Here is a 21,605-nt window from a genome sequence, read left to right as displayed (position 1 = left end):
TCCTACCGGTACCACAATCCTGCGGCCGGGCCCTGCTCGGCACAGGGCGGCCGAGCACTGGTCGGGGTGGCCGGATTCGAACCGACGACCTTCCGCTCCCAAAGCGGACGCGCTACCAAGCTGCGCCACACCCCGTCGGTGCGACACGTAGAGTACATGCCTCCGCACACCCTGACGGCCACATATGCCGTACGCGGGAGCCGGGTCGATCGGCTACGATCTGATGTGCCAGAATGACTGGCCGTTGCGGGCGTAGCTCAATGGTAGAGCCCCAGTCTTCCAAACTGGCTACGCGGGTTCGATTCCCGTCGCCCGCTCTGCACACGAAGGCCCAGGTCAGGGGAATGTTCCCCGGTCCTGGGCCTTCGTCGTTCCTCGGCCGGATCAGTCGTCCGTGCCCGCCACGTGCCCCTGTCGGCGCGATCCCCGCTTCACAGCCCTGACGATCATGGCGCTTTTCGCCCCGCCGAAGACACGCCCGGCGGCGCCGGTCTCTGCGCTTGCCTGCTTCGCTCTTGGTTGCCTTGTAGACCGGTTGCCCGCTGGTGAGCTCGGCCACCGAACGGCGTACGCGGATCGCCGTGGTCGAGGTCAACATCTTGACGACGCAGGCCGATCAACTCACCCCATCGGAGGCCGCGGAAGTCGGCCAGGAGGACGAGCGCCTTGTACCGCGGCGTTCCTGGCGCAGCGCCCCGAGGGGCGGCGTCAGCGCAGGACTCGTCAAGCACGAACCCGCTGAACCCGATTGACATGTGCGGAGCCGTCGCGTGAGTCCCCGATGCACGCCGTACAGCAGAGGAGTACGGCAATCTCCGTGCCCACGGATGGCCACCACCGCATCGAGGGGATCGGGCGGGCCACCGTGGTCACGACGACGCATCACCTACTGCGCGTGGACACGGTAAAGGCGCTGCCCGTCGTTCCCCTCGGCAACCAGAGAGAGCAAACCGCGCGGTGGGGCGGGGTCACCTCGGTCCAGAAGCACCCAGCGCACCTTCCACCGGGTCAGGATCCGTTCCTGCTGCTGCCGGCTTGTCGCCGGGGAATAGAAGCGGGCCGTGTCGGCGAGTCGCCGGCGCTGGTCAGGCAGGAAGAAATCGGGGTAGCCAGGCGCCACGGTGTACGGGCCGTAGGCGGGCAGTTGCCGGCCGGGCCGCTCCCGCGCCATCACCACATCGCCCCAGTTCATCCGGTCGGTCGCCCAGGCGTAGCCGGGCCATGGCGTTCGGTAGGCCTCGGCGACCGGTCCTGGCAGCAGTCGGGGCGGCACGACGTAGCCGAGCGCGCCACGCTGGGCCCACGCGCCCACCAGCAGGGCCGCGGCGACGAGCAACGCGAATCCGCGGGCGACGCTCCGCCGCCCGGCCCCAGCGGCTTCCAGAGCGGCCGCCAGCTGCGCGGGGATCAATGCCGCCGGCAGCGCCCGTCCCCACGAGTAGTGTCCGGTGAGCCCACCCGCGGCGAAGACCGCCGCGCCGGAGAGGAAGAACAGCACCAGGGGATCCCGCAGGTCCCGGCGGGCACGCAGGGCCAGCGCCGCCACGCCCAGCAGCACCAGGCCGAACCGGACCGTCAAACGGTGGTAGAGCGGCTCGTGGATCGCCTCCAGGCCACCCACCCCGGCCAGCGCGAAGAAGTCGTAGTAGGGCCACAGGGCGAGCAGTGTCACTCCGCACAGCGCCCCGGTGCCCAGCCGTAGCCAGACGCTCCGCGCGGGCCAGGGGCGCGCTCCGCCGAGCAGGGCCAGCACCCCGAGGGTCGCTATGACTCCGGTGAACTGGTGGTTCAGCAGGGTCACCGCCCACAGGAGTCCCATGGCGAGCGCGGCCGTCCAGGTCAGTACACGTCCGGACCCCAGTTGACGGTGGAGCCACGCCCACAGGTGGAAGGCGCAGCCGAGGGCGAAGGTGGACGGGTACGAGCAGGTGAGGGAGAGCGAGCTGAGCCCGACGAAGCCGCTCCAGGAGAACTCCGTGGTGCCCCAGAGCAGCAGGATGCAGAGCACGGCGAGCGGCCCGGCGAGTGCGACCCCACCGGGGCGGGCCAGTGATCGGGCGAATCGCCAGATCCCGGAGATGAGCAGCGGCAGGGCGATCAGTGCGGCGATCCTGAGCACCCCGAACACCGGCCATCCGGTGACTTCTGCCAGCAACCCGAGCAGGAGCATCCACGGCGAGTAATAGGGGCTGGTGGTGTCCGAGTCCACCATCGGGTTCCCGGGGTCCCCCGGGGAATGCGAGAGCCGCTGCAGGGTCGCCGCGTGAACTCCCAGGTCGCCGTTCCACGGCAGCTTCACCACGACCAGGAGCAGGAATATGCCGAGCAGCACGGCGACGGCAACCGACACAACGGTGGACAAGCGCGCGGCAGCCACCGGTTGTCCGTGCCCGCGGGTGGGGGCGGGGGCGCGGTCCTGGACTGCGCCGGCGCGTATCACGAGTGCTCGCCCGGAGCCCTGCGCGCCCGCAGCTTCCACGGCATGACGATCGACTCCAGTTGGACCGCCAGATTCATCTTCGACTCGCCGATCGTGCGGTCTTCGAAGTGGATCGGCACCTCCATGGCGCCTACGCCCCGGCGCAGCGCCCGGTACTTCATCTCCACCTGGAAGCTGTAGCCGGCCGAGTCGACGGAGGCCAGGTCGATGGCCCGCAGCACATCGGCCTGCCAGAGGTTGAAGCCGCCGGTAATGTCGCGGATCCGGGTACCGAGGATGGTCCCGGCATAAGTGTTCGCCCAGCGCGACAACAGCTTGCGGTGAAGGCCCCATGCCTCGGAGAGACTGCCGCCCTGCACGTACCGGGATCCGATCACCACGCCGGCGCCCGTCGACAGTGCGACGCCGAGCATCTCGGGGATCTTCGAGGAGGGATGGCTGCCGTCGGCGTCCATCTGCAGGACGTAGTGTGCGCCCTCGGCCACCGCCAGGCTCATGCCGGCGCTGTAGGCACGGCCGAGGCCGTTCTTCTCGGCTCGGTGCAGGACGGAGATTCGGGGTGGGTCGCCGGCCTCGTTGAATCGCGCCGCGAGGTCCTCCGCGAGGTCGCCCGTACCGTCTGGACTGGAGTCGTCGACAACGAGCAGTCGCAGCCCGGGCAGGGCGAGGCCCATGAGTAGATCGACCATGCCCGGCAGGTTGGCTGCTTCGTTGTAGGTCGGCATGACCACGGTCAGAGGCGTCGTCGCCCAGGTTTCGGGCAGTGGGCGAGGAAGCGTGCCCAAGCGATCCTCTTGTTCGTTGCGCACAGCCTGCCTTTCTCTGGATTCCCACGCTCGGGCCCTCACGCAGCCTGAAGCGCACCTGTGATCACACCGGCGAACGGCCTGACTGCAGGCGATCCGCCACTTTCCGCAATGTGGATCGCTGACGCAAAAGTCAAGATCCGGAAGAAAAGGGAAAACCGTCTCCGGAGCCGCCCGTACCACATGGTTCGGTCTCACGGAGCGCCCCGGCCCCAAGGGTCGAGAGCCGAGCGGGGATCTTACACCGCGACGACTGAGGCCCATCCGGAAGGTTGCGCCACAGCAAACGCGAAATGACGCCGCAGCTCAACCGGTGTCACACTGCGTGTCGGATGCCTCTCGGAGTGTGCCTGATCGCCGCCCAAAGGACGTGCGGGCCATTTGCCGGATCACCCCAACGGAGCGGCGCGGCCGGGGTGGGGGGCCGGCCGCGCCTGGGTGGTGGGCTGAGGGATCAGTTGTTGAAGACCGGGATGTTGTTGTTCACCCCGCCCCCGAAGAAACCGCCACCCCCGTTGTTGAAGATCGGGATGTTGTTGTTCACCCCGCCCCCGAAGAAACCACCGCCGCCGTTGTTGAAGACCGGGATGTTGTTGTTCACCTGGCCTCCGAAGAAACCACCGGTGTTATTGAAGAGGGGGATGTTGTTGTTCACCCCGCCGCCGTCACTGACGTGAAGGCTGTGCTGCTGGGGCGCGGCCTGGGCGGCGCTGACGTGGGCGGGGGCGGCCGCGAACGCGCTGGTCGGGAGCAGGGCGCCACCGGCGGCGAGGGTGGTGGCGGCGGTCAGCATGACGATCTTGCGGGTGCGGGACATGGCGGTTCTCCTCAGGCGATGCGGGGCGGGGATTCCGGATGACCCCTTTTCGGGTGACCCGGCACCGGGGGGAATATCCCGGTGGTTCCTTTCGGTCGGTATTGCGCGACCTCTTGACTCCAGTAAGCCCCGGTGTTCCGCCCTCGTCACGTCGCTGCATTTCGGGGCTTGACATGCGACCGGGGGCTCGTTAAAAGACGGCCCGCCGGTACCGCGGATCCCCTGTACCGGACACCTCCGCATGCGTGGACGCCGGAGTCTGCGCAGGCTGGGAGGTGTGCCGGTGATCCACGGTGAGGAACGATGATCGTTACGGTGGTGTCGATGCCCGAGGGCACCGTCGCCCGCGCCGCCGTGTCGGAGGCGCGGGAGCGGCTCGCGGCGTCGCGCTTCCTCCTCGTGGACATCGAGGTGCCCGGGGAAGGACGGCCCGACGAGCCGCCGATCGCCCACGAACTCGGCCTGGAGGCCGAGGACCTGGCGTGGCTGGGCAGGGAGGGCGAGAGCGCGCGGGCGGAGTTCCACGGGGACAACGCCCGGTTCGTCGTACCGGTCATCGAGGACGACGAGGTCGTCCACCTCCACGTCTTCGTGACCGGGCGGTACCTGGTCACGGTCCACCGGGGGCCGAACACGCTCCTCGGGCGGTTCATCACCCGGCTGCCGCACCAGCGGCCCGCGGACACCACCGCCACGCTCTTCCTGCTGCTGGAGCACGCCCTGGAGACCTTCCGCAAGTCCGCCGTGGAAGCGCTGCTGCAGGTGGAGGACCTCGAGGACGAGATGTTCGAGAGCCGGAACCCGCAGCAGGTGTACCGGCTGGCGCAGCTGCGGCGGCGCGCGGCGCTGCTGCACCACGCCCTGCTGCCGTACCTGCAGGCGACCGACGAGACCATCACCCGGCGGATGATGAGCGGCAGCTTCCCGGAGGAGCGGCAGCGGCTGGCCGCCTCGTACCAGCGGGCCGCGCGGATGGTGCTCTCCAGCATCGAGTCGCTCCAGGACGCCGCCCGGCGGGCGTTCGCCAGCTACTCCTCCCTGGTGTCCGGCGAGCAGAACGGTGTGATCAACCGGCTGGCCATCGTGTCGACGATCTTCCTTCCGCTGACCTTCCTGACCGGCTTCTTCGGCATGAACTTCACCTACATGACCGATGAGTTGGAGAGCAAGGTCGTCTTCTGGCTGCTCGCCGTGGGGCTGCAGGCGCTCGTCCTGTCCGTCGCCGTCTACGTGCTCCACCGCACCCGCATCTGGCGCAGACTGCGCGACGACGGGCGCGACGACTGCTGAGCGCCTCACTACATTGGCGGCATGGAGATCTGGATCAACCCCGCGTGCTCGAAGTGCCGCTCCGCGCTGCACCTGCTGGACGAGGAGGGCGCGCGGTACACCGTGCGGCGCTACCTGGAGGACCCGCCGGACACGGACGAGATCCGGGCGGTGCTGGAGCGGCTCGGGCTGGAGCCGTGGGACATCGTGCGGACCCAGGAGGCCGAGGCGAAGGAACTGGGACTGAAGGAGTGGCCGCGCGAGCCGGGTGAGCGGGAGCGCTGGATCGGGGCGCTGGCGGCGCACCCCCGGCTGATCCAGCGTCCCATCATCACCGCCGAGGACGGCACGGCGGTGGTCGCGCGCTCGAAGGAGGCGGTGCGGGACGCGCTGGGACGCGCCCCGGGCTCCGTCTAGAACACCGACAGCCCGGTGGCGGTGGTGAACGCGTCGAGGGCGGCCATGGCGCCGACGGAGTTGCCGGCCGGGTCGAGGCCGGGGCTCCAGGCGCACAGGGCGCCCCGGCCCGGGAGGACGGCGAGGATGGCCCCGCCGACACCGCTCTTGCCGGGCAGGCCCACGCGGTAGGCGAACTCCCCCGCGGCGTCGTAGGTGCCGCAGGTGAGCAGCACGGCGTTGAGGCGTTTGGCGTCGGTGCGGGACAGCAGCCGGTTGCCGTCGGCGCGCAGTCCGTGCCGGGCGAGGAAGCCGCCCGCAAGGGCGAGGTCGCGGCAGGAGGCCTCGAGGGCGCAGTGGGCGTAGTAGTGCTCCAGGACGGTGTCCACGGGGTTGTGCAGGTTGCCGAAGTGCGCGAGGAAGTGCGCCAGGGCGGCGTTCCGGTGGCCGTGGGCGGCCTCGGAGGCGGCGACCGCCGGGGCGGTGGCGAGGGCCGGGTTGCCCGACTCGGCGCGCAGCAGTTCGCGTACGGCGCCCGAGGCGTCGCCGGTGAGGGTCAGCAGGGCGTCGGTGACGACCAGGGCTCCGGCGTTGATGAAGGGGTTGCGCGGGATGCCCTGCTCGGTCTCCAGCTGGATGAGCGAGTTGAAGGGGTTGCCCGAGGGCTCGCGGCCGACGCGGCGCCACAGGGCGTCGCCGCCGTGGTGGAGCGCCAGGGCGAGCGTGAAGAGCTTGGAGACGCTCTGGACGGAGAACGGCTCGGCGAAGTCCCCGACGCCGTGGACCTCGCCCCCGACGGTGGCCAGGGCCATGCCGAAGGCGCCGGCGTCGGCGGCCGCGAGGGCGGGGATGTAGTCGGCGACCTTGCCGCGGCCGAGCTCCGGAAGGGCCGCGGCCATGGCCTGCTCGAGGAAACGCTGGTAGTCCACCGGCCCATTGAACCCGGACCCCGGTGAACCCGGGCCCTAGCCGACCGGCACACCCTTCGGGCCCTTGATCCGCTTCATGATCATCTGCGAGTTCACCTCGCTCACGCCCGGCAGGGCGATCAGCTTCTCGGTCCAGAAGCGCTCGTAGGCGTCGCTGTCGGCCACCGCGATCCGCAGCAGGCAGCCGGGCGCGCCGTAGAGCCGGTAGGCCTCGACGATGTCGGGGATGGCCTGCACCTGCTCCTCGAAGGCGGCGACGGACTCGCGGTCCCTCCGTACCTCGACGGAGGCGAAGACCTCGAAGCCGCGGCCGACGGCAGCCGGGTCGACGACGGCCCGGTAGCTCTGGATCACCCCGTCCTCCTCCAGCTGGCGCACCCTGCGCAGGCACGGGGAGGGGGTGAGGCCGACGCGGGCGGCCAGTTCCTGGTTGGTGAGCCGGCCGTCGGCCTGGAGCTCGCGCAAGATTCTTCTGTCGATGGCATCCATGGGGGCGATAGATACCACATCTGGCCGATCTACGCGGGCTGATTGGCAATCCGATGCCGGGGTTCACCGCATATCCTTGCTGCGGAGAGGTCAGGCGAACGCACGAGTGAGGGACACGTGAAGCACATCGTCGTGATCGGCACCGGCGGCACGATCGCCAGCCGGTGGCAGGGGGCCGGGTACGCGGCCGAGGCCGCCGGCCACGAGGTGCTGGCGGCGGGCGCGATCCCCGAGGGCGTCGAGGTGACCGTGCGCGACCTGTTCACCGTGAACAGCTCGCGGCTGACCTCCGCCCACCAGCTGGAACTGCTGCGGACGGTCCACGAGGTGCTGGCGGACCCGGCCGTGGACGGCGTCGTGGTGACCCACGGCACCGACACCATGGAGGAGTCCGCCTTCCTCCTGGACCTCCACCACGACGACCGGCGCCCGGTGGTCTTCACCGGCGCCCAGCTCCCGCTGGACGCCGTGGACGGGGACGCCGCGGGCAACCTCTACGACGCGCTGCTGACCGCCGCGACCGGCGAGGACATCGGCGTGGTCATCGCCTTCGGCGGCTTCGTGCACGCCGCCCGGGGCACGGTCAAGGCACACACCCTGGACGTCCAGGCCTTCGCCGACCCCTCGGGCCGGCCGCTGGGACGGGTGAAGTTCGGCGAGATCGCCTGGGGCGCCCCGCGGCCGCGTGCCGCGGCGCTGCCGCTGCCGGACGCACGTGTCGCGGCGCCGCGCGTCGACGTCGTGATGCACCACGTGGACGCCGACCCCGTGCTCTTCGAGGCCGCACTGGGCGCGGGGGCCGAGGGCATCGTGCTGGTCGGCACCGGCGCGGGCAACGCGACGCCCGATTTCGTGGCGGCGGTGCGCCGCGCGGTGGAGGCCGGGGTGCTGGTCGCCGTGAGCACCCGGGTGGCGGCCGGGCCGGTGGCGCCGATGTACACCGGGGGCGGCGCGGTGGACCTCGCCGCGGCCGGCGGTGTGCTGGCCGGGACGTTGCGCGCGGGGCAGGCCCGCATCGCCGTACTGACGGCGTTGCTGTCCGCCCGGGGCCCGCAGGAGCGGGCCGCCACGCTGCGCCGCATCATCGGGACGGCCGAGGACCGCACACCGGCCGTCGCCTGACTCCCCGTCACCCGGCGCGGCCACCGCGCCGGGTGACGGGTGACCTGTGACGGGGACCGCTCAGAGGTTTATCTGGTTGATGGTGTCCGCCAACGAGTCGAGGAACTTGTTGATCGCCGGCGCCATGCCCGTGGAGGCAAGGAAGAAGCCGAAGAGCGCGGCAACGATGGCCGGACCGACCTTGAGCGTCTTGCCCCTTATCAGGACGATCATGATGATCGCCAACAACAGCACCACGGACAGGGAGATGGCCACTGGGGATCACATCCTCGGTCTGACGCCTCACCGTTCCGGGGGGAGCCACGCAGCCGCACCCCCGCGACGTCCATCGTGCCACCTGCCACCGACACCGTGACCCCGCGGGACACCCCTTCCCCGCGCGCCGGGGTCGCACACCTGTGACGCAGGACATCGCGATCACTTCTGATCACTTCGGATGAGGCTAATCTCGCAATTGCACGGCACGTTCGAGTGAATTTCCCCCAAGCTATTTCCCCGCACATGCACTTGCCACACAAACGATCATCAAAAAACCTGCACAGACTCCAACCCGTCTGCCGATATGCCCTGTTCAACCCTTATATGACCGCCCATAGCGTCATGGAACGGACAGTGGCATGACACATGCATTCCGGGGTAGCAGCGCCGCTACCGCCATTCCGATCGAGAATTTACTCAGGCAGAGGCGCCCGCTATGGTGCATCAGATGTTCCAGCCCCACCGCACGAACAGCCTGTCCCCCGGCAGGACCCAGACCGGGAATTCCGTTCTCCCCGCCCCCCGCAAGGAGGCCGCCCCCGGCCCCGGGCCGGCCGCCCCCGCGGGGTCCGCCACGCCCGCCACGGCCTCCGTACCCTCCGCCGGGCGCGACCCGTTCTTCGACAACGCCAAGTACCTCGCGATCGTCCTGGTCGCGATGGGCCACGCCTGGGAACCGCTCACCGGGCACAGCAGGGCCGCCGGCGCGCTCTACATCCTCGTGTACGCGTTCCACATGCCGGCCTTCATCGTCATCTCCGGCTACTTCTCGAAGAGTTTCGACGCCCGTCCGGACCGCGTCAGGAGACTGATCACCGGCGTCGCCGTCCCGTACCTGCTCTTCGAGGCCGCCTACTCGCTCTTCCGGAACTGGGCCGACGACGCGGCGCCGCAACCGCTGAGCCTGCTCGACCCCTGGTACCTCACCTGGTTCCTCGCCGCCCTCTTCATCTGGCGCCTCACCGCCCCCATCTGGCGGATCGTCCGGCAGCCGGTCGCGGTCGCCCTGGTGATCGCGGCCCTGGCATCCGTCACCTCGACCATCGGCGCCGACCTGGAACTCCAGCGCGTCCTGCAGTTCCTGCCGTTCTTCGTGCTCGGCATGTGCCTGAAGGCGGAGCACTTCCACCTCGCCCGGCGCCGGGTGGTGCGCGTGCTGTCCGTTCCTGTGGGGCTCGCCGCGCTGGTCGTCTCCTACTGGGTGGTGCCCCGGCTGAACCGGGCCTGGCTCTACCACCGCACGAGCGCCCAGGAGCTGGGCGCGCCCTGGTGGACGGGGCCGGTCATGACGCTGGCGCTGTTCTGCTGCTCCCTGGCGCTGACGGTGTGCTTCTTCGCCTGGGTGCCGCGCCGCCGCATGTGGTTCACGGCCCTCGGCGCCGGCACGCTCTACGGGTACCTGCTGCACGGCTTCCTCGCCAAGGGCTCGCGCTTCGGCAGCTGGTACGACCACAACTGGGTCCACACCCCGCTGGGCCAGGTCGCGGTGACCGCGATCGCCGTCGTGGTGGTCACCGCGCTGTGCACCCCGCCGGTGCAGCGGCTGTTCCGCTTCGCGATGGAGCCGAAGATGTCCTGGGCGTTCCGGCCGGCGGCTAGTCCCGGCACACGATGAGCAGGGCGCGGTCGTCGTTGACGTCCTTGGCGACCGCCTCGATCAGCTGCCAGGCCGCGCCGCGGAAGCCGTGCGCGACGTACCGGTCGGCCTCGCCGATGAGCCGGTCGATGCCTTCGGTGAGGTCGCGGCCGGCGGCCTCGACCAGGCCGTCGGTGAAGAGCAGCAGGACGTCGCCGGAGCGCAGCGTGCCCTTCACGCTGTTGAACTCGGCGCCGTCGTACACCCCCAGCAGCGGGCCCTCGGCCGCCTTCTCCTCCCAGCGGCCGGTGCCCGCGCTGAGCTGCATGCCCGGCAGGTGGCCCGCGGAGAGCAGCTCGTAGTCGCCGGTCTCCACGTCCAGCACCAGGTGGACCGAGGTGGCGAAGCCCTCGTCCCAGTTCTGCCGGAGCAGGTAGCCGTTGGCGGCGGTGAGGAAGGCGTGCGGCGGCAGTGAGCCGAGCAGGCCGCCGAAGGCGCCGGAGAGCAGCAGGGCGCGGGAGCCGGCGTCCATGCCCTTGCCCGACACGTCGGTGAGGACGGCCTCCAGGATCCGCCCGCCCGAGGTGCGGGTGGCCACCACGAAGTCGCCGGAGAAGGACTGGCCGCCGGCCGGCCGCAGCGCCATCTCGGCGTGCCAGCCGTCGGGCAGCCTCGGCAGCCTGCTCTGCACCCGGATGCGCTCGCGCAGGTCGAAGAGCATCGTGCCGCCGCGCATCCAGGGCACGCCGACCCGGGCGCGGAACTGCGCGACGATCAGCCCGGCCAGCGCCACGGCCGCCACCACCAGCACGGTGCCCGGCGTCACCCGGCCGACGCCGTCGCGGTACGGGCCGAGGACGGCGGACTCCACGACCATCGCGGCGGCGCTCGCCCCGTACAGCAGCAGGAGGCTGGAGGGGCGCAGCAGCAGGCCGCCGACGAGGACGGGCAGCACCAGGGTGGTGGGCGGGCACCATTGCGGCGCCAGCACCGTGGCCCAGGCGATCAGCGGGACGCTGATCGTCAGGACGGTCAGGGCCAGCCAGTCGGCCGCGTCGCCGCGGAAGTAGTCCACGGCGGATTTGCGCAGGCCTACGCGGGCCCGGTGGACCGTCCTGCGCCACCGGGCCCCGAATCCGTCTCCTACCGGGCGTCGTGCCATGTTCCCGGCGACCCTATCCACCCTCACCCGTTCTCCGCATCGGAGGTGCCCCTCATGGTGCGCCGATTCGCCGCCACGACCGGCGAAAACCGTTCGCCCGTCCTTGGGGCGACTGGTAGGCAGGGCACATGACGGTGGAGTTGCGGGTTCTCGAGTCCGAACAGTGGGACGAGTGGTTCAGCACGCTGGAACGCGCGTTCGGCAGCGCGGTCTGGCCGACGGAGGAGCGGGAGTTCGACCGCGGGGTGACCGAACTCACCCGGTCGATCGCGGCCTGGGACGGCGCGGAGGTCGTCGGCACCGCGGGGGCGTTCTCCTTCCGCATGGCGGTGCCGGGCGGCGCCGTCGTCCCGGCGGCCGGCGTCACCATGGTCAGCGTCGCCTCGACGCACCGCCGACGCGGGCTGCTGACCTCGATGATGCGGCGGCAGCTGGACGAGGTGCACGAACTGGGCGAGCCCCTCGCGGTGCTCACGGCGTCCGAGCCGGCGATCTACGGCCGGTACGGCTACGAGGTCGCCACCCGCCAGACGGCCCTGGAGGTCGACACCCTGCGGGCGGGCCTCACCGTCCCCGCGGGCGCCGACGAGGTCACGCTGCGCTTCGCCGACCCGCAGGAGGCCCTGGCGGCCTGCGAGCAGGTCTACGGGCGGCTGGTGCCCACCCGGCCCGGCATGCTGGAGCGGCGGCCGAACTGGGAGCGCAAGGGCGTGCTCGACCCGGAGGCGTTCCGCGACGGCGCGTCGAAACTGCTCTGCGTGGTCGCCGAACGCGACGGAGAGGTGCGGGGCTACACGCGGTACGCGGTGAAGTCCGCCTGGAACGCGGCCGGACCGGACGGAACGGTGGTGCTGCGCGACCTGGAGGCACTGGATCCGGACACATATGCCGCGCTGTGGCGCTACCTGTTCGGCATCGACCTCACCTGCCGCATCACCGCGCGCAACCGTCCCGCCGACGACCCGGTCCTGCACCTGGTCGACGACGTACGCCGCTGCGGCGTGCGCGTCAGGGAAGGCCTGCTGCTGCGCCCGGTCGAGGTGGGCGCGGCCCTGTCGGCCCGTACCTACGCGGCCCCGCTGGACGTCGTGCTGGACGTCTCGGACCCCTTCTGCCCGTGGAACGAGGGCCGCTGGCGGCTCGGCGGCGACACCAAGGGCGCCACGTGCGAGCGGACGACGGACGCCGCGGACCTGGCGCTGTCGGTGCGCGAACTGGGCGCGGCCTACCTGGGCGGCGTCTCGCTGACCGCGCTGGCGCGGGCCGGACGCGTACGGGAGCTGCGCCAGGGCGCGCTGCGGGAGGCCGCGGTGGCCTTCGGCGGTGACCTCGCCCCCTGGCTGCCGCACGGCTTCTAGGCCCCCGCTCGGGCCCGAGTCGACCGGCCGGGGTGCTCCCTCGGTGGTGTCCCCCGGCCGGCCCCCGGTCTGAGCGGGGCGTCAGCCCCGGACGGGCTGGCAGGCGGGGCACCAGAAGAGGTTGCGCGCCACCAGGGAGGCGGTGCGCACCTCGGTGCCGCAGACGTGGCACGGCATCCCCGCCCGGCGGTAGACGTAGACCTCGCCGCCGTGGTCGTCGACGCGCGGCGGACGGCCCATGGCCTCGGGGGTGTGCTCGGGGCGGACGGTGTCGATGCGGTTGTTCCGCACGCCCTCGCGCATCAGGGCGACCAGATCGGCCCAGATCGCGTCCCACCGCGCGCGGTCCAGGTCGCGTCCCGCCAGGTACGGGTCGACGCCGTGGCGGAAGAGGACCTCCGCACGGTAGACGTTGCCGACGCCGGCGACGACCTTCTGGTCCATGAGCAGCGCGGCGACGCTGGTGCGGCTGCGCGCCACGCGGGCCCAGGCGCGCTCCCCGGTGTCGGCGGGCCGCAGCGGGTCCGGGCCGAGCCGGTCGTGTATCGCCTGCTTCTCGGCCCCGGTGATCAGCTCGCAGGCCGTCGGACCGCGCAGGTCGGCGTGGTGCTCGTCGGTGGCCAGGCGCAGCCTGACCTGGCCGACGGGGGCCCCGCCCGGCCCGGTGCCGAAACCGGACTTCCCGTACAGCCCGAGGTGGACGTGGACCCAGCCGACCGGGCCGAACCCCAGGAAGAGGTGCTTGCCGTGGGCCTCCGCGGACTCCATCACGGCGCCGTCCAGGAGGGCGGCGCCGTCGGAGAACTTGCCCTGCGGACTGTTCGCGCGGACCACCCGGCCGGCGAAGCGTTCCTCGTGGTCCGCGGCGAGGCGGTGGATCGTATGCCCCTCGGGCATGCCCGGATCAGCCCTCCTGCGGGTGGTGCGGCGGGATCGGGGGCAGCTCGCCGGTGGTCTCGTACGCGGTGAGCATGTCGATGCGGCGGGTGTGGCGCGGCTCACCCGAGTAGGGCGTGCCGAGGAAGACCTCGACGAACTTGGTGGCCTCGTCGGTGGTGTGCATGCGGGCGCCGATGCTGATGACGTTGGCGTCGTTGTGCTCGCGGCCGAGGGTCGCGGTCTCCTGGCTCCAGGCGAGCGCGGCCCGCACGCCCTTGACCTTGTTGGCCGCGATGGCCTCGCCGTTGCCCGAGCCGCCGATCACGATGCCGAGGGAGCCGGGGTCCGCGGCGGTGCGCTCCGCGGCGCGCAGGCAGAACGGCGGGTAGTCGTCCTGGGCGTCGTAAATGTGCGGGCCGCAGTCGACGGGCTCGTGCCCGTTGGCCTCGAGCCACTCCACAAGGTGGTTCTTGAGTTCAAAGCCGGCATGGTCGGAACCGAGGTACACGCGCATACGGACGAGTGTCGCACGGGCACGCTGGGCGACATGCCGTGGGTGTTGCGTGAGGGGGATTTGAGGGTGCCTTGAGGGTAAGACAACAAAACGGAATCAAAGGTTCCCCCGGTCCAGCCGGGCCGTGTTTCATGCCACCCCATGAGTACACGTCCCCCCACCCCAGTGGCCGACTCCACCGCTCCGGCCCACGAGGCCGCGACGGAACAGCAGGACGGCTCGGGCCTGAAGGCCGGGCTCAAGAACCGCCACCTGTCGATGATCGCGATCGGCGGCGTGATCGGCGCCGGCCTCTTCGTCGGCTCCGCCTCCGGCATCGCCGCCGCCGGCCCCGGCATCCTCCTGTCGTACGCCCTCGTCGGCACCATGGTCGTCTTCGTCATGCGCATGCTGGGCGAGATGGCGGCCGCGAACCCCACCTCCGGCTCCTTCTCCGCCTACGCCGATCGCGCGCTGGGCCGCTGGGCCGGCTTCTCCATCGGCTGGCTGTACTGGTTCTTCTGGGTCGTGGTGCTGGCGGTCGAGGCGACCGCCGGGGCCAAGATCCTGGAGGGCTGGGTCCCGGCCGTGCCCCAGTGGGGCTGGGCGCTGATCGTGATGGTCGTGCTCACCGCGACCAACCTGGCCTCGGTGGCCTCCTACGGCGAGTTCGAGTTCTGGTTCGCCGGGATCAAGGTCGTGGCCATCGCCGGCTTCATCGTGCTCGGCGCGCTCGCGGTCTTCGGCGTGCTGCCCGGCAGCCACGACGACGCCGTGGGGCTGGGCAACCTCACCGCGCACGGCGGCTTCCTCCCCAACGGCCCCGGCAAGATCCTCACCGGTGTGCTACTGGTCGTGTTCTCCTTCATGGGCAGCGAGATCGTCACACTGGCCGCGGGCGAGTCCGCCGACCCCGAGCGCGCGGTCACCAAGGCCACCAACAGCGTGATCTGGCGGATCGGCGTCTTCTACCTGGGCTCGATCTTCATCGTGGTGTCGCTGCTGCCGTGGAACGACCCGTCGATCGCCAAGGACGGCTCCTACGTCGCCGCGCTGAACTCGATCGGCATCGCGCACGCCGGCCAGATCATGAACGTGATCGTGCTCACGGCCGTGCTGTCCTGCCTCAACTCCGGCCTCTACACGGCCTCGCGCATGGCCTTCTCGCTGGGCCGGCGCGGTGACGCGCCGAAGGCGTTCGCCCGCACCACCAAGCGCGGTGTGCCGCAGGCGGCGATCCTGGGCTCGGTCGTCTTCGGCTTCGTCGCGGTCTTCTTCAACTACAAGTACCCCGACACCGTCTTCCTCTTCCTGCTCAACGCCTCCGGTGCGATCGCGCTGTTCGTGTGGCTGGTGATCTGCTTCTCCCAGCTGCGCATGCGGAAGATCATCCTGAAGGAGGCCCCGGAGCGGCTGCGGGTGCGGATGTGGCTGTACCCGTACCTGACCTGGGCGACGATCGCGATGATCGTGTTCGTGCTCGGCTACATGCTCACCGACACCGCCGACGGCGGCGGTCGGGACCAGGTGGTCGTCTCGGTGCTGGTGGGGCTCGGCGTGGTCGCCGTCGCGGTGGTGCGCCAGCTGCTTCACAAGGGCCGGAAGGACTCCCCCACCCGGTCGTAGGCGGCCAGCGCGGCGGACTCGGCGGAAGCCGCGTACCAGACGTTCAGCTGGTACGACTTGCCCCCCTCGGTGAAGCCGAGCTGCCGCGCCCGCCAGGGCGCGCCGGCCTGGGTGAAGGCGTACTCCCACACGACGGCGGGACGACCGCGGAACGACGTCCGCTCCAGCCGGGTCTTCCGGTAGCCGGGCACGTCGTGGGAACCGGCCTCGAAGGCGCGCCACTGCTCCAGGAGATCGCCGCCCCGTGCGAGTGCGTACGAGGCGGCGATCTCCTGCCGTCCGTCCGGGGCGTGGTAGTGGACGTTGGACGGGCTCTTGGCGCTGCGCGTCCAGCCCCGCGGCGGCTCCCAGGCGAAGCCGGTCTCGTTGCGCTCCCCGGGGGCGGGAGTGCCGGTGGACGTGCCGGTGGACGAGGTGGCGCCGGTGGACGGGGGACGGCTGGTGCCCGCGACGACGGGGCCCTCGCGATGGCCGGTGCGCGGCGCAGTGAGCAGGACGGCGGTGACGGCGACGGCCGCGGCGGACGCTCCCGCGGCGGTCAGCAGGGCCACCCGTCGGACGCGCGAGGAGGCCGGGGGGCGCGGGGACACCGGCGGCGCCGCGGGGTCCGGCTCCGGTCCGGGGCCCTGTCGCGGTCCGGGGTCCGGTTCCGGTCCTGGCGCCGGTGATGCCTCCGTGATGCGGCGCTCCCAGCCCGGCGGGACGGCGTCCTGCGGCTCGGGCGCCGCTTCCGGTCCGCCAGCCGGCTCCCGGGCGGCCCGTCCGACGGCGAGCGTCGGGGTGCGCCCCTCCTCCGGGGGCGGCGGCGCCTGCCGGGTGACGACGGTCGGGCCGCCCGGGGGCGCGGCGAGGGCCGCGAGCGCCTCGTCGAGGCCGTCCAGGGTCATCCGCTCCGCCGGGTCCTTGCGCAGCAGGGCCGCCAGGGTGCCGTGGAGCGGCCCGGCGCCGGCCGGCAGCAGGGGCTCCTCGTAGAGCACCGCGTGCAGCGTGGCCAGGGTGGTGGCGCGGGAGAACGGGGACCTGCCCTCGAGGGCGGCGCAGAGGGTCGCGCCCAGGGACCACAGGTCCGACGGCGGTCCCTGGTGGCGGCCCTCCACGCGCTCGGGGGCCATGTAGTCGGGCGAGCCGACCAGCATCCCGGCCATCGTCAGCGCCGTGGCGTCCTGGATCGCCGCGATGCCGAAGTCGGTGAGGACGACCCGTCCCCGGGCGTCGATCAGCACGTTGCCGGGCTTGATGTCGCGGTGCAGCACGCCGACCGCGTGCACCTCGCGCAGCGCGCGGGCCAGCCCGGTCCCGATCCGTACGGCCTCGGTCACGGCCACCGGGCCGTCCTGCGCCAGCATCTGTTCCAGGGACCGGCAGTCGACCAGCTCCATCACGATCCAGAGCCGGTCGTCCTCCTGGACCACGTCGTAGATCCGGACCACGTTCGGGTGGTCGATCCGGGCCGTGGCGCGCGCCTCCCGCAGGCTGCGCTCGCGACGGACCCGGGCGTCCTCCGCCTCCATGTCGTCCAGTCGCATCTCCTTGACCGCGACCTGCCGGTCCAGCACCTCGTCGACCGCCCGCCAGACGCGGCCCATGCCGCCCTGACCGATCGGCTCCCCCAGTCGGTAGCGGCCGACCACCAGCCGGCCGCGCACCTCACCACCCGCATTTCCCACCATGCCCGGACTCCCCACTGCGGGAAGAATTCCCCATGCCCCTCAATTCCTGTCCGGTGGCCCGCAATTCACGCGGGGACCGGGACAGAAGTATGAACTTGCCACCATGACAGCATAGTTGCCCGGAATCTTGTGGTACCTCTCTTCAGATACCGCTGATGCGGGGCAGAAGAGGGAAGAAAAATGCGCCTTTTCAATCGGCGAATTCATGTTCGGAAATCGGCCGCGGCGGCCGCGGTGCTGGCGCTGGCGTTCGCCGGACCTGTGTACGGTGCCGAGCCCGTGCCGGGCAGCGGCCAGGGGGGTACGCCTGGTCCGAGCGCCCCGGCCGGGGTGAAGGTGAGCACGGAACTGCCGTCCAGGATCTCCGTCGACAACACGACAGAAAAGACCTCGATCACGGCCCGGGTGGTCAACAAGAGTGACGCCCAGTCCCCTGGGCTCCGGCTCCTGGTGGTCGGTTTCGACGCCCTCGCGGTGACCGCCGTGCGGGGCTGCGACCCGATTCCGAAGGCACAGCTCCCGGACGGTTCCAACAGCGGATTCAGCTGCGCCGTCGGAAAACTGGCCGCGGGGAAGAGCAGGACCTACACCGTGTCCGCGACCTACGACCTCCAGGGCAAGGGCAAGATCTGCCTGCCCGTGATGCTCGGCGACACCGGCACCCTGCTGTGGCAGCAGGGACCGGTTCCGTTCGGCACCGGCAAGCCAACGCCGAACGCCCCCGACACCCCGCTGCTGCTGGGCACCGACAACGTGCCCTTCGGCCCCGACACCTCCGCGAGCGCCGGTCCCTCCGCACCCGGCACGCTGCCGGACACCGGCGCCCCCGGCCGCACGGCCGTCCTCCTGCTGGGCGGCGGCCTGCTGCTGGCCGCGGGCGGCGCGGGCCTGTGGCTGACCCGGCGCGGGCCGGCGCCACGGCACTGACGGAGAACGGGTGGGGGCGGGGCCTTCGCCCCGCCCCCACCCGGGTGCGTCGCAGGTCGTGGCCGGTCAGTCGCGCCAGTCGACCAGCTTCCAGGCGGCGGGCAGCGCGCCCATGGCGAGGGCGGCCTTCAGCGCGTCGCCGATGAGGTACGGGGTCAGGCCCAGCGCCACGGCCTGGCCCAGCGTCAGGTGCGCGGCCAGCGCGAGGTAGGGGACGCCCACGGCGTAGGTGACGGCGCTGCCGGCCACCATGACGCCGGCCATCCGCCACACGCTGCGGTCCGCACCCCGCCGGGCCAGCGCGCCCACGAGCGCCGACGCCAGCGCCATGCCGAGGATGTAGCCGAAGCTCGGCGCCGCAGCGCCCGACGAACCCTCCGCGAACCACGGCACGCCTGCGACACCGGCGACCGCGTACAGCGCGAGCGCCAGGAAGCCGCGGCGAGCGCCGAGGGCGGTGCCCACCAGCAGCGCGGCGAAGGTCTGGCCCGTCACGGGCACCGGCGACCCGGGGACCGGGACCGACAACTGCGCGGCCAGGCCGGTCAGTACGGCGCCACCGGCGACGAGGGCCACGTCGCGCAACCGCGACGCGGGGATGAGGTCGGCGAGGACCGGGTGGGTCCGTACGGCGGAAGCGGCGGGAACTGCGCTGGCCATCGGGTGACTCCGCGGGGTGAGGGTCGGTTCGGGACACCGTGACGTTAACCCGCCTCGCCCCCGCCGATCATCGTCCGCCGATCACAAAGGCCTGATCACGGCGTTGGTCGCCTTCCTACAAGGATGCGGCGCCGAGCGTGAGCTTCGTCACCCGAGCCTTAGTGGGGTTTCTCCAATCACCGCCGGAGCGGCGCCACCGGCCGGGTCCGACACCGCTCCGGCGCCCGTACGACGGCCTCCTATGCTGCCCGCATGAGCGCTCCGTCCTCCCCCTCCCGCGTCGGCGTCGTCGGCGAGGTCCTCGTCGACCTGCTGTGGCGTTCCGGGGAGCGGCAGGTCACCCCCGTGCCGGGCGGCAGCCCGGCCAACGTCGCGGTCGGCCTGCACCGGCTGGGGCGGCCCACCACCCTGGTCACCACGTGGGGCGACGACCCGCCCGGCGAACTGGTGCGGGCGCACCTGGAGTCCACCGGGGTCGAGGTCGTCCGCGCCACGAGCCCGGCCGGGCGCACCACGCTGGCGATGGCCTACCTGGACCGGGACGGCTCCGCCTCCTACGACTTCCTGGCCGCGTGGGACCCGGAGCGGCTGCCGCTGCCCGCGGACACCGCGGTGCTGCACACCGGTTCGCTCGCCGCGGTGGTCGAACCGGGTGCGACGCGGGTGCTGGAACTCTGCCGCGACCTGCACGCCCTGCCGGGGCGCACCGTCGTCGCCGACCTCAACGTGCGCCCGGCCGTCCAGCCCGACCGGCTGGCCTACCGCCGGGCGTGCCTGCGGCTGGCCGGGGTCACCGACGTGGTCAAGGCCAGTGACGCCGACCTGGCCTGGCTCTTCCCGCGGCTCGCCCCGGAGGAGGCCGCCCGGGCGCTGCTCGCCGAGGGGCCGCGGCTCGCGGTCGTCACGCTGGGTCCGGACGGCGCGTTCGCGGTGACCGACGGTGCCCTCGTACGGGTGGCCGCGCCCGAGGTCGACGTCGTCGACACCATCGGCGCGGGCGACGCCTTCCAGGCGGCGCTGCTTGACGCGATCGCCGGCGAGGGTGTCCCCGCCTCGCGGGAGGGGCTCGCCGCCGTACTGGAGCGCTGCGTCACGGCCGCGGCGCTCAACTGCACGCGGGTGGGCGCCGATCCGCCGTCCCGCGCGGAGCTGGACGCGGCCCTCGCCGGACGGCACGCGTAGCGCCGCGCGGAAAATGCGCGGCCCCAGGAGGCAGGTGCTGGATACGCTCGCGGGATGGACGAGGCACGGCTGACCGGACAGGTACTGGTCTTCGACGCGGACGACACGTTGTGGGAGAACAACGTGGTCTTCGAGCGGGTCATAGAGGACTTCCTGGACTGGGTGGACCATCCCGTCCTGGACCGCGCGCAGATCAGGGCGCTGCTCAACGAGATCGAGGCGGCGAACGCGGTCGTCCACGGCTACGGCAGCAAGGTCTTCCTGCGCAGCCTCGGCGAGCTCCTGGAGCGGCTGCGGGAGCGGCCCGTCACGCAGGCCGAGCTCCGGCGGGTGGACGAGCTGGCGGTGGCCTTCGTGGAGCACCGGGTGGAGCTGATGCCCGGTGTGGCGAGCACGCTGGAGGAGCTGGGCACCCGCCACGAGCTGCTGCTGCTCACCAAGGGCGACGAGGAGGAGCAGGCGCGCAAGGTGGCCGCCTCGGGGCTGGCGGACCGCTTCCGCGGGGTGCACATCGTGCCGGAGAAGGCCGCGGACACCTACCGCGACCTGCTGGCGGGGTACGGCTACGCGCCGGGCAGGAGCTGGATGATCGGGAACTCCCCGAAGTCGGACATCCTGCCCGCGCGCGAGGCGGGGATGAGCGCGGTGTTCATCCCCAACGAGAACACCTGGGTGCTGGAGCAGTCCGAGCTCGACACGGCCGACGGGCGGGTGCTGCGGCTGACGGCCTTCCCCGAACTGCTCCGGCACTTTTGAACCGGACCGGCTGCCTCAGTCGAAGACCGGGCCCTGGTCGCGGGTCCGCTTGATCTCGTAGAAGCCGGGGGTCGACGCGACGAGCAGGGTGCCGTCCCACAGGCGGGCCGCGGCCTCGCCCTTGGGCGCCGGCGTGACGACCGGACCGAAGAAGGCGATCTGCTCGCCGTCGGCACCGGGCACCGCGATGACCGGGGTGCCGACGTCCTGGCCGACCTTGGAGATGCCCTCCTGGTGGGAGGCACGCAGCTCCGCGTCGTAGGCGTCGCTGCGGGCGAAGTCGGCGAGGTCGGCGGGCAGGCCCGCCTCCTCCAGGGCGGCGACGATGACGTCGTGGTCCTTGTGGCCGAGGCCCTGGTTGTGGATACGGGTGCCCAGGGCGGTGTAGAGGGGGCCGAGCACCTTGCTGCCGTACTTCTGCTCGGCGGCGATGCAGACGCGGACCGGGCCCCAGGCCGTGGTCAGGAACTCCCGGTACTGCTCGGGCAGCTCGTCACGGTTCTCGTTGAGCACCGCGAGGCTCATCACGTGCCAGCGCACCTCGACGGGGCGCACCTTCTCCACCTCCAGCATCCAGCGTGAGGTCATCCACGCCCAAGGGCAGGCGGGGTCGAACCAGAAGTCCACCGGGGTGGGGGTGGTCGTGGTCTCGGTCACGGTTCTCTCCTCTGGGCATGATGCGGTGACACGTGGTCCGCAACGCGCAACGCCCTCGGTGCCATCCCCATTCCCGTGCGCCGCCGTCAGGGCCGACGTGCGAAGATGCCTGGCGTCCACAAGACAGATCCCA

General features: G+C 71.6%; 21 protein-coding genes and 2 tRNA genes. 10 read left to right on the top strand and 13 right to left on the bottom strand.

Going from position 1 to position 21,605, the window contains the following annotated elements:
- Nucleotides 1-58: 58 nt before the first annotated feature.
- Nucleotides 59-135: transfer RNA gene (locus tag OG937_28405), tRNA-Pro, on the bottom strand.
- Between the two features lie 111 nt (nt 136-246).
- On the opposite strand from OG937_28405, the gene OG937_28400 reads away from it, so the two are divergent.
- A tRNA-Gly gene (locus tag OG937_28400) sits at nt 247-317 on the top strand.
- Nucleotides 318-886: 569 nt separating this feature from the next.
- Here OG937_28400 and OG937_28395 read toward each other — a convergent pair.
- The 3 genes from OG937_28395 to OG937_28385 all read right to left on the bottom strand — a co-directional run bounded on the left by OG937_28395 (nt 887) and on the right by OG937_28385 (nt 4,063).
- Nucleotides 887-2,377 (bottom strand): hypothetical protein, encoded by a 1,491-nt coding sequence (locus OG937_28395; protein ID WUD75333.1) that lies wholly within the window; start codon nt 2,375-2,377, stop codon nt 887-889.
- 59 nt (nt 2,378-2,436) lie between these two features.
- Nucleotides 2,437-3,165 carry a polyprenol monophosphomannose synthase gene (locus OG937_28390; protein ID WUD78912.1) on the bottom strand — a complete coding sequence of 243 codons (729 nt, stop codon included), beginning with the start codon at nt 3,163-3,165 and terminating at the stop codon, nt 2,437-2,439.
- A 535-nt stretch (nt 3,166-3,700) separates the two neighbouring features.
- Nucleotides 3,701-4,063, bottom strand: coding sequence for a hypothetical protein (locus OG937_28385; protein WUD75332.1), 363 nt, complete (start codon nt 4,061-4,063; stop codon nt 3,701-3,703).
- Nucleotides 4,064-4,387: 324 nt separating this feature from the next.
- Here OG937_28385 and OG937_28380 point away from each other — a divergent pair, with 324 nt between their 5' ends.
- Together OG937_28380 and OG937_28375 are read left to right on the top strand one after the other, a co-directional pair.
- On the top strand, nt 4,388-5,353 hold the full coding sequence (locus OG937_28380) for a CorA family divalent cation transporter (protein ID WUD75331.1): 966 nt from the start codon (nt 4,388-4,390) through the stop codon (nt 5,351-5,353).
- Nucleotides 5,354-5,374: 21 nt separating this feature from the next.
- A complete protein-coding gene (locus OG937_28375; GenBank protein WUD75330.1) occupies nt 5,375-5,749 on the top strand; it encodes an arsenate reductase family protein in 375 nt (124 codons plus the stop codon).
- On the opposite strand, the gene OG937_28370 is transcribed toward OG937_28375, so the two are convergent.
- Together OG937_28370 and OG937_28365 are read right to left on the bottom strand one after the other, a co-directional pair.
- On the bottom strand, nt 5,746-6,657 hold the full coding sequence (locus OG937_28370; protein ID WUD75329.1) for a glutaminase: 912 nt from the start codon (nt 6,655-6,657) through the stop codon (nt 5,746-5,748). The genes OG937_28375 and OG937_28370 overlap by 4 nt on opposite strands.
- Before the next feature lie 36 nt (nt 6,658-6,693).
- Complete coding sequence (locus OG937_28365) at nt 6,694-7,146, bottom strand: Lrp/AsnC family transcriptional regulator (GenBank protein ID WUD75328.1); 453 nt, start codon at nt 7,144-7,146, stop codon at nt 6,694-6,696.
- 117 nt (nt 7,147-7,263) lie between these two features.
- Here OG937_28365 and OG937_28360 point away from each other — a divergent pair, with 117 nt between their 5' ends.
- Nucleotides 7,264-8,268: an asparaginase gene (locus OG937_28360; GenBank protein WUD75327.1), complete on the top strand. Its 1,005-nt coding sequence runs from the start codon at nt 7,264-7,266 to the stop codon at nt 8,266-8,268.
- 60 nt (nt 8,269-8,328) lie between these two features.
- Here OG937_28360 and OG937_28355 read toward each other — a convergent pair whose 3' ends face one another.
- Nucleotides 8,329-8,523, bottom strand: coding sequence for a hypothetical protein (locus OG937_28355; protein ID WUD75326.1), 195 nt, complete (start codon nt 8,521-8,523; stop codon nt 8,329-8,331).
- A gap of 451 nt (nt 8,524-8,974) precedes the next feature.
- Between OG937_28355 and OG937_28350 the strand changes: the two genes are divergently transcribed.
- Complete coding sequence (locus OG937_28350; protein WUD75325.1) at nt 8,975-10,141, top strand: acyltransferase family protein; 1,167 nt, start codon at nt 8,975-8,977, stop codon at nt 10,139-10,141.
- Here OG937_28350 and OG937_28345 read toward each other — a convergent pair.
- A complete protein-coding gene (locus OG937_28345; protein WUD75324.1) occupies nt 10,122-11,264 on the bottom strand; it encodes a serine/threonine-protein phosphatase in 1,143 nt (380 codons plus the stop codon). The two genes, OG937_28350 and OG937_28345, sit on opposite strands and share 20 nt — an antisense overlap.
- 128 nt (nt 11,265-11,392) lie before the next feature.
- Here OG937_28345 and OG937_28340 point away from each other — a divergent pair, with 128 nt between their 5' ends.
- The gene (locus tag OG937_28340) at nt 11,393-12,622 is read left to right on the top strand and encodes a GNAT family N-acetyltransferase (GenBank protein WUD75323.1); all 1,230 of its coding nucleotides are present in this window, start codon (nt 11,393-11,395) and stop codon (nt 12,620-12,622) included.
- 81 nt (nt 12,623-12,703) lie between these two features.
- On the opposite strand, the gene OG937_28335 is transcribed toward OG937_28340, so the two are convergent.
- Both OG937_28335 and OG937_28330 read right to left on the bottom strand, forming a co-directional pair.
- Entirely contained in the window at nt 12,704-13,519 is an 816-nt protein-coding gene (locus tag OG937_28335; protein WUD75322.1) for an Fpg/Nei family DNA glycosylase, read from the bottom strand.
- A gap of 7 nt (nt 13,520-13,526) precedes the next feature.
- Nucleotides 13,527-14,015, bottom strand: a complete 489-nt coding sequence (locus OG937_28330; protein ID WUD75321.1) for a ribose-5-phosphate isomerase — start codon at nt 14,013-14,015, stop codon at nt 13,527-13,529.
- 258 nt (nt 14,016-14,273) lie between these two features.
- Here OG937_28330 and OG937_28325 point away from each other — a divergent pair, with 258 nt between their 5' ends.
- Complete coding sequence (locus OG937_28325) at nt 14,274-15,620, top strand: amino acid permease (protein ID WUD78911.1); 1,347 nt, start codon at nt 14,274-14,276, stop codon at nt 15,618-15,620.
- Here OG937_28325 and OG937_28320 read toward each other — a convergent pair.
- Nucleotides 15,584-17,290 carry a protein kinase gene (locus OG937_28320; GenBank protein WUD75320.1) on the bottom strand — a complete coding sequence of 569 codons (1,707 nt, stop codon included), beginning with the start codon at nt 17,288-17,290 and terminating at the stop codon, nt 15,584-15,586. The genes OG937_28325 and OG937_28320 overlap by 37 nt on opposite strands.
- Before the next feature lie 336 nt (nt 17,291-17,626).
- Here OG937_28320 and OG937_28315 point away from each other — a divergent pair, with 336 nt between their 5' ends.
- Nucleotides 17,627-18,217 carry a hypothetical protein gene (locus tag OG937_28315; GenBank protein ID WUD75319.1) on the top strand — a complete coding sequence of 197 codons (591 nt, stop codon included), beginning with the start codon at nt 17,627-17,629 and terminating at the stop codon, nt 18,215-18,217.
- 66 nt (nt 18,218-18,283) lie between these two features.
- On the opposite strand, the gene OG937_28310 is transcribed toward OG937_28315, so the two are convergent.
- A complete protein-coding gene (locus tag OG937_28310) occupies nt 18,284-18,877 on the bottom strand; it encodes a biotin transporter BioY (GenBank protein WUD75318.1) in 594 nt (197 codons plus the stop codon).
- Nucleotides 18,878-19,129: 252 nt separating this feature from the next.
- On the opposite strand from OG937_28310, the gene OG937_28305 reads away from it, so the two are divergent.
- Nucleotides 19,130-20,059: a carbohydrate kinase gene (locus OG937_28305; GenBank protein ID WUD75317.1), complete on the top strand. Its 930-nt coding sequence runs from the start codon at nt 19,130-19,132 to the stop codon at nt 20,057-20,059.
- 54 nt (nt 20,060-20,113) lie between these two features.
- A complete protein-coding gene (locus OG937_28300) occupies nt 20,114-20,815 on the top strand; it encodes an HAD family hydrolase (GenBank protein WUD75316.1) in 702 nt (233 codons plus the stop codon).
- Between the two features lie 15 nt (nt 20,816-20,830).
- On the opposite strand, the gene OG937_28295 is transcribed toward OG937_28300, so the two are convergent.
- Entirely contained in the window at nt 20,831-21,472 is a 642-nt protein-coding gene (locus OG937_28295; GenBank protein ID WUD75315.1) for a DsbA family protein, read from the bottom strand.
- Between the last annotated feature and the right edge of the window lie 133 nt (nt 21,473-21,605).

The sequence above is a fragment of the Streptomyces sp. NBC_00510 genome, from assembly GCA_036013505.1.
Classification (GTDB): domain Bacteria; phylum Actinomycetota; class Actinomycetes; order Streptomycetales; family Streptomycetaceae; genus Actinacidiphila.
Note: the sequence above shows the minus strand (reverse complement) of the source record. Positions and strands in the feature narration are given on the sequence as shown.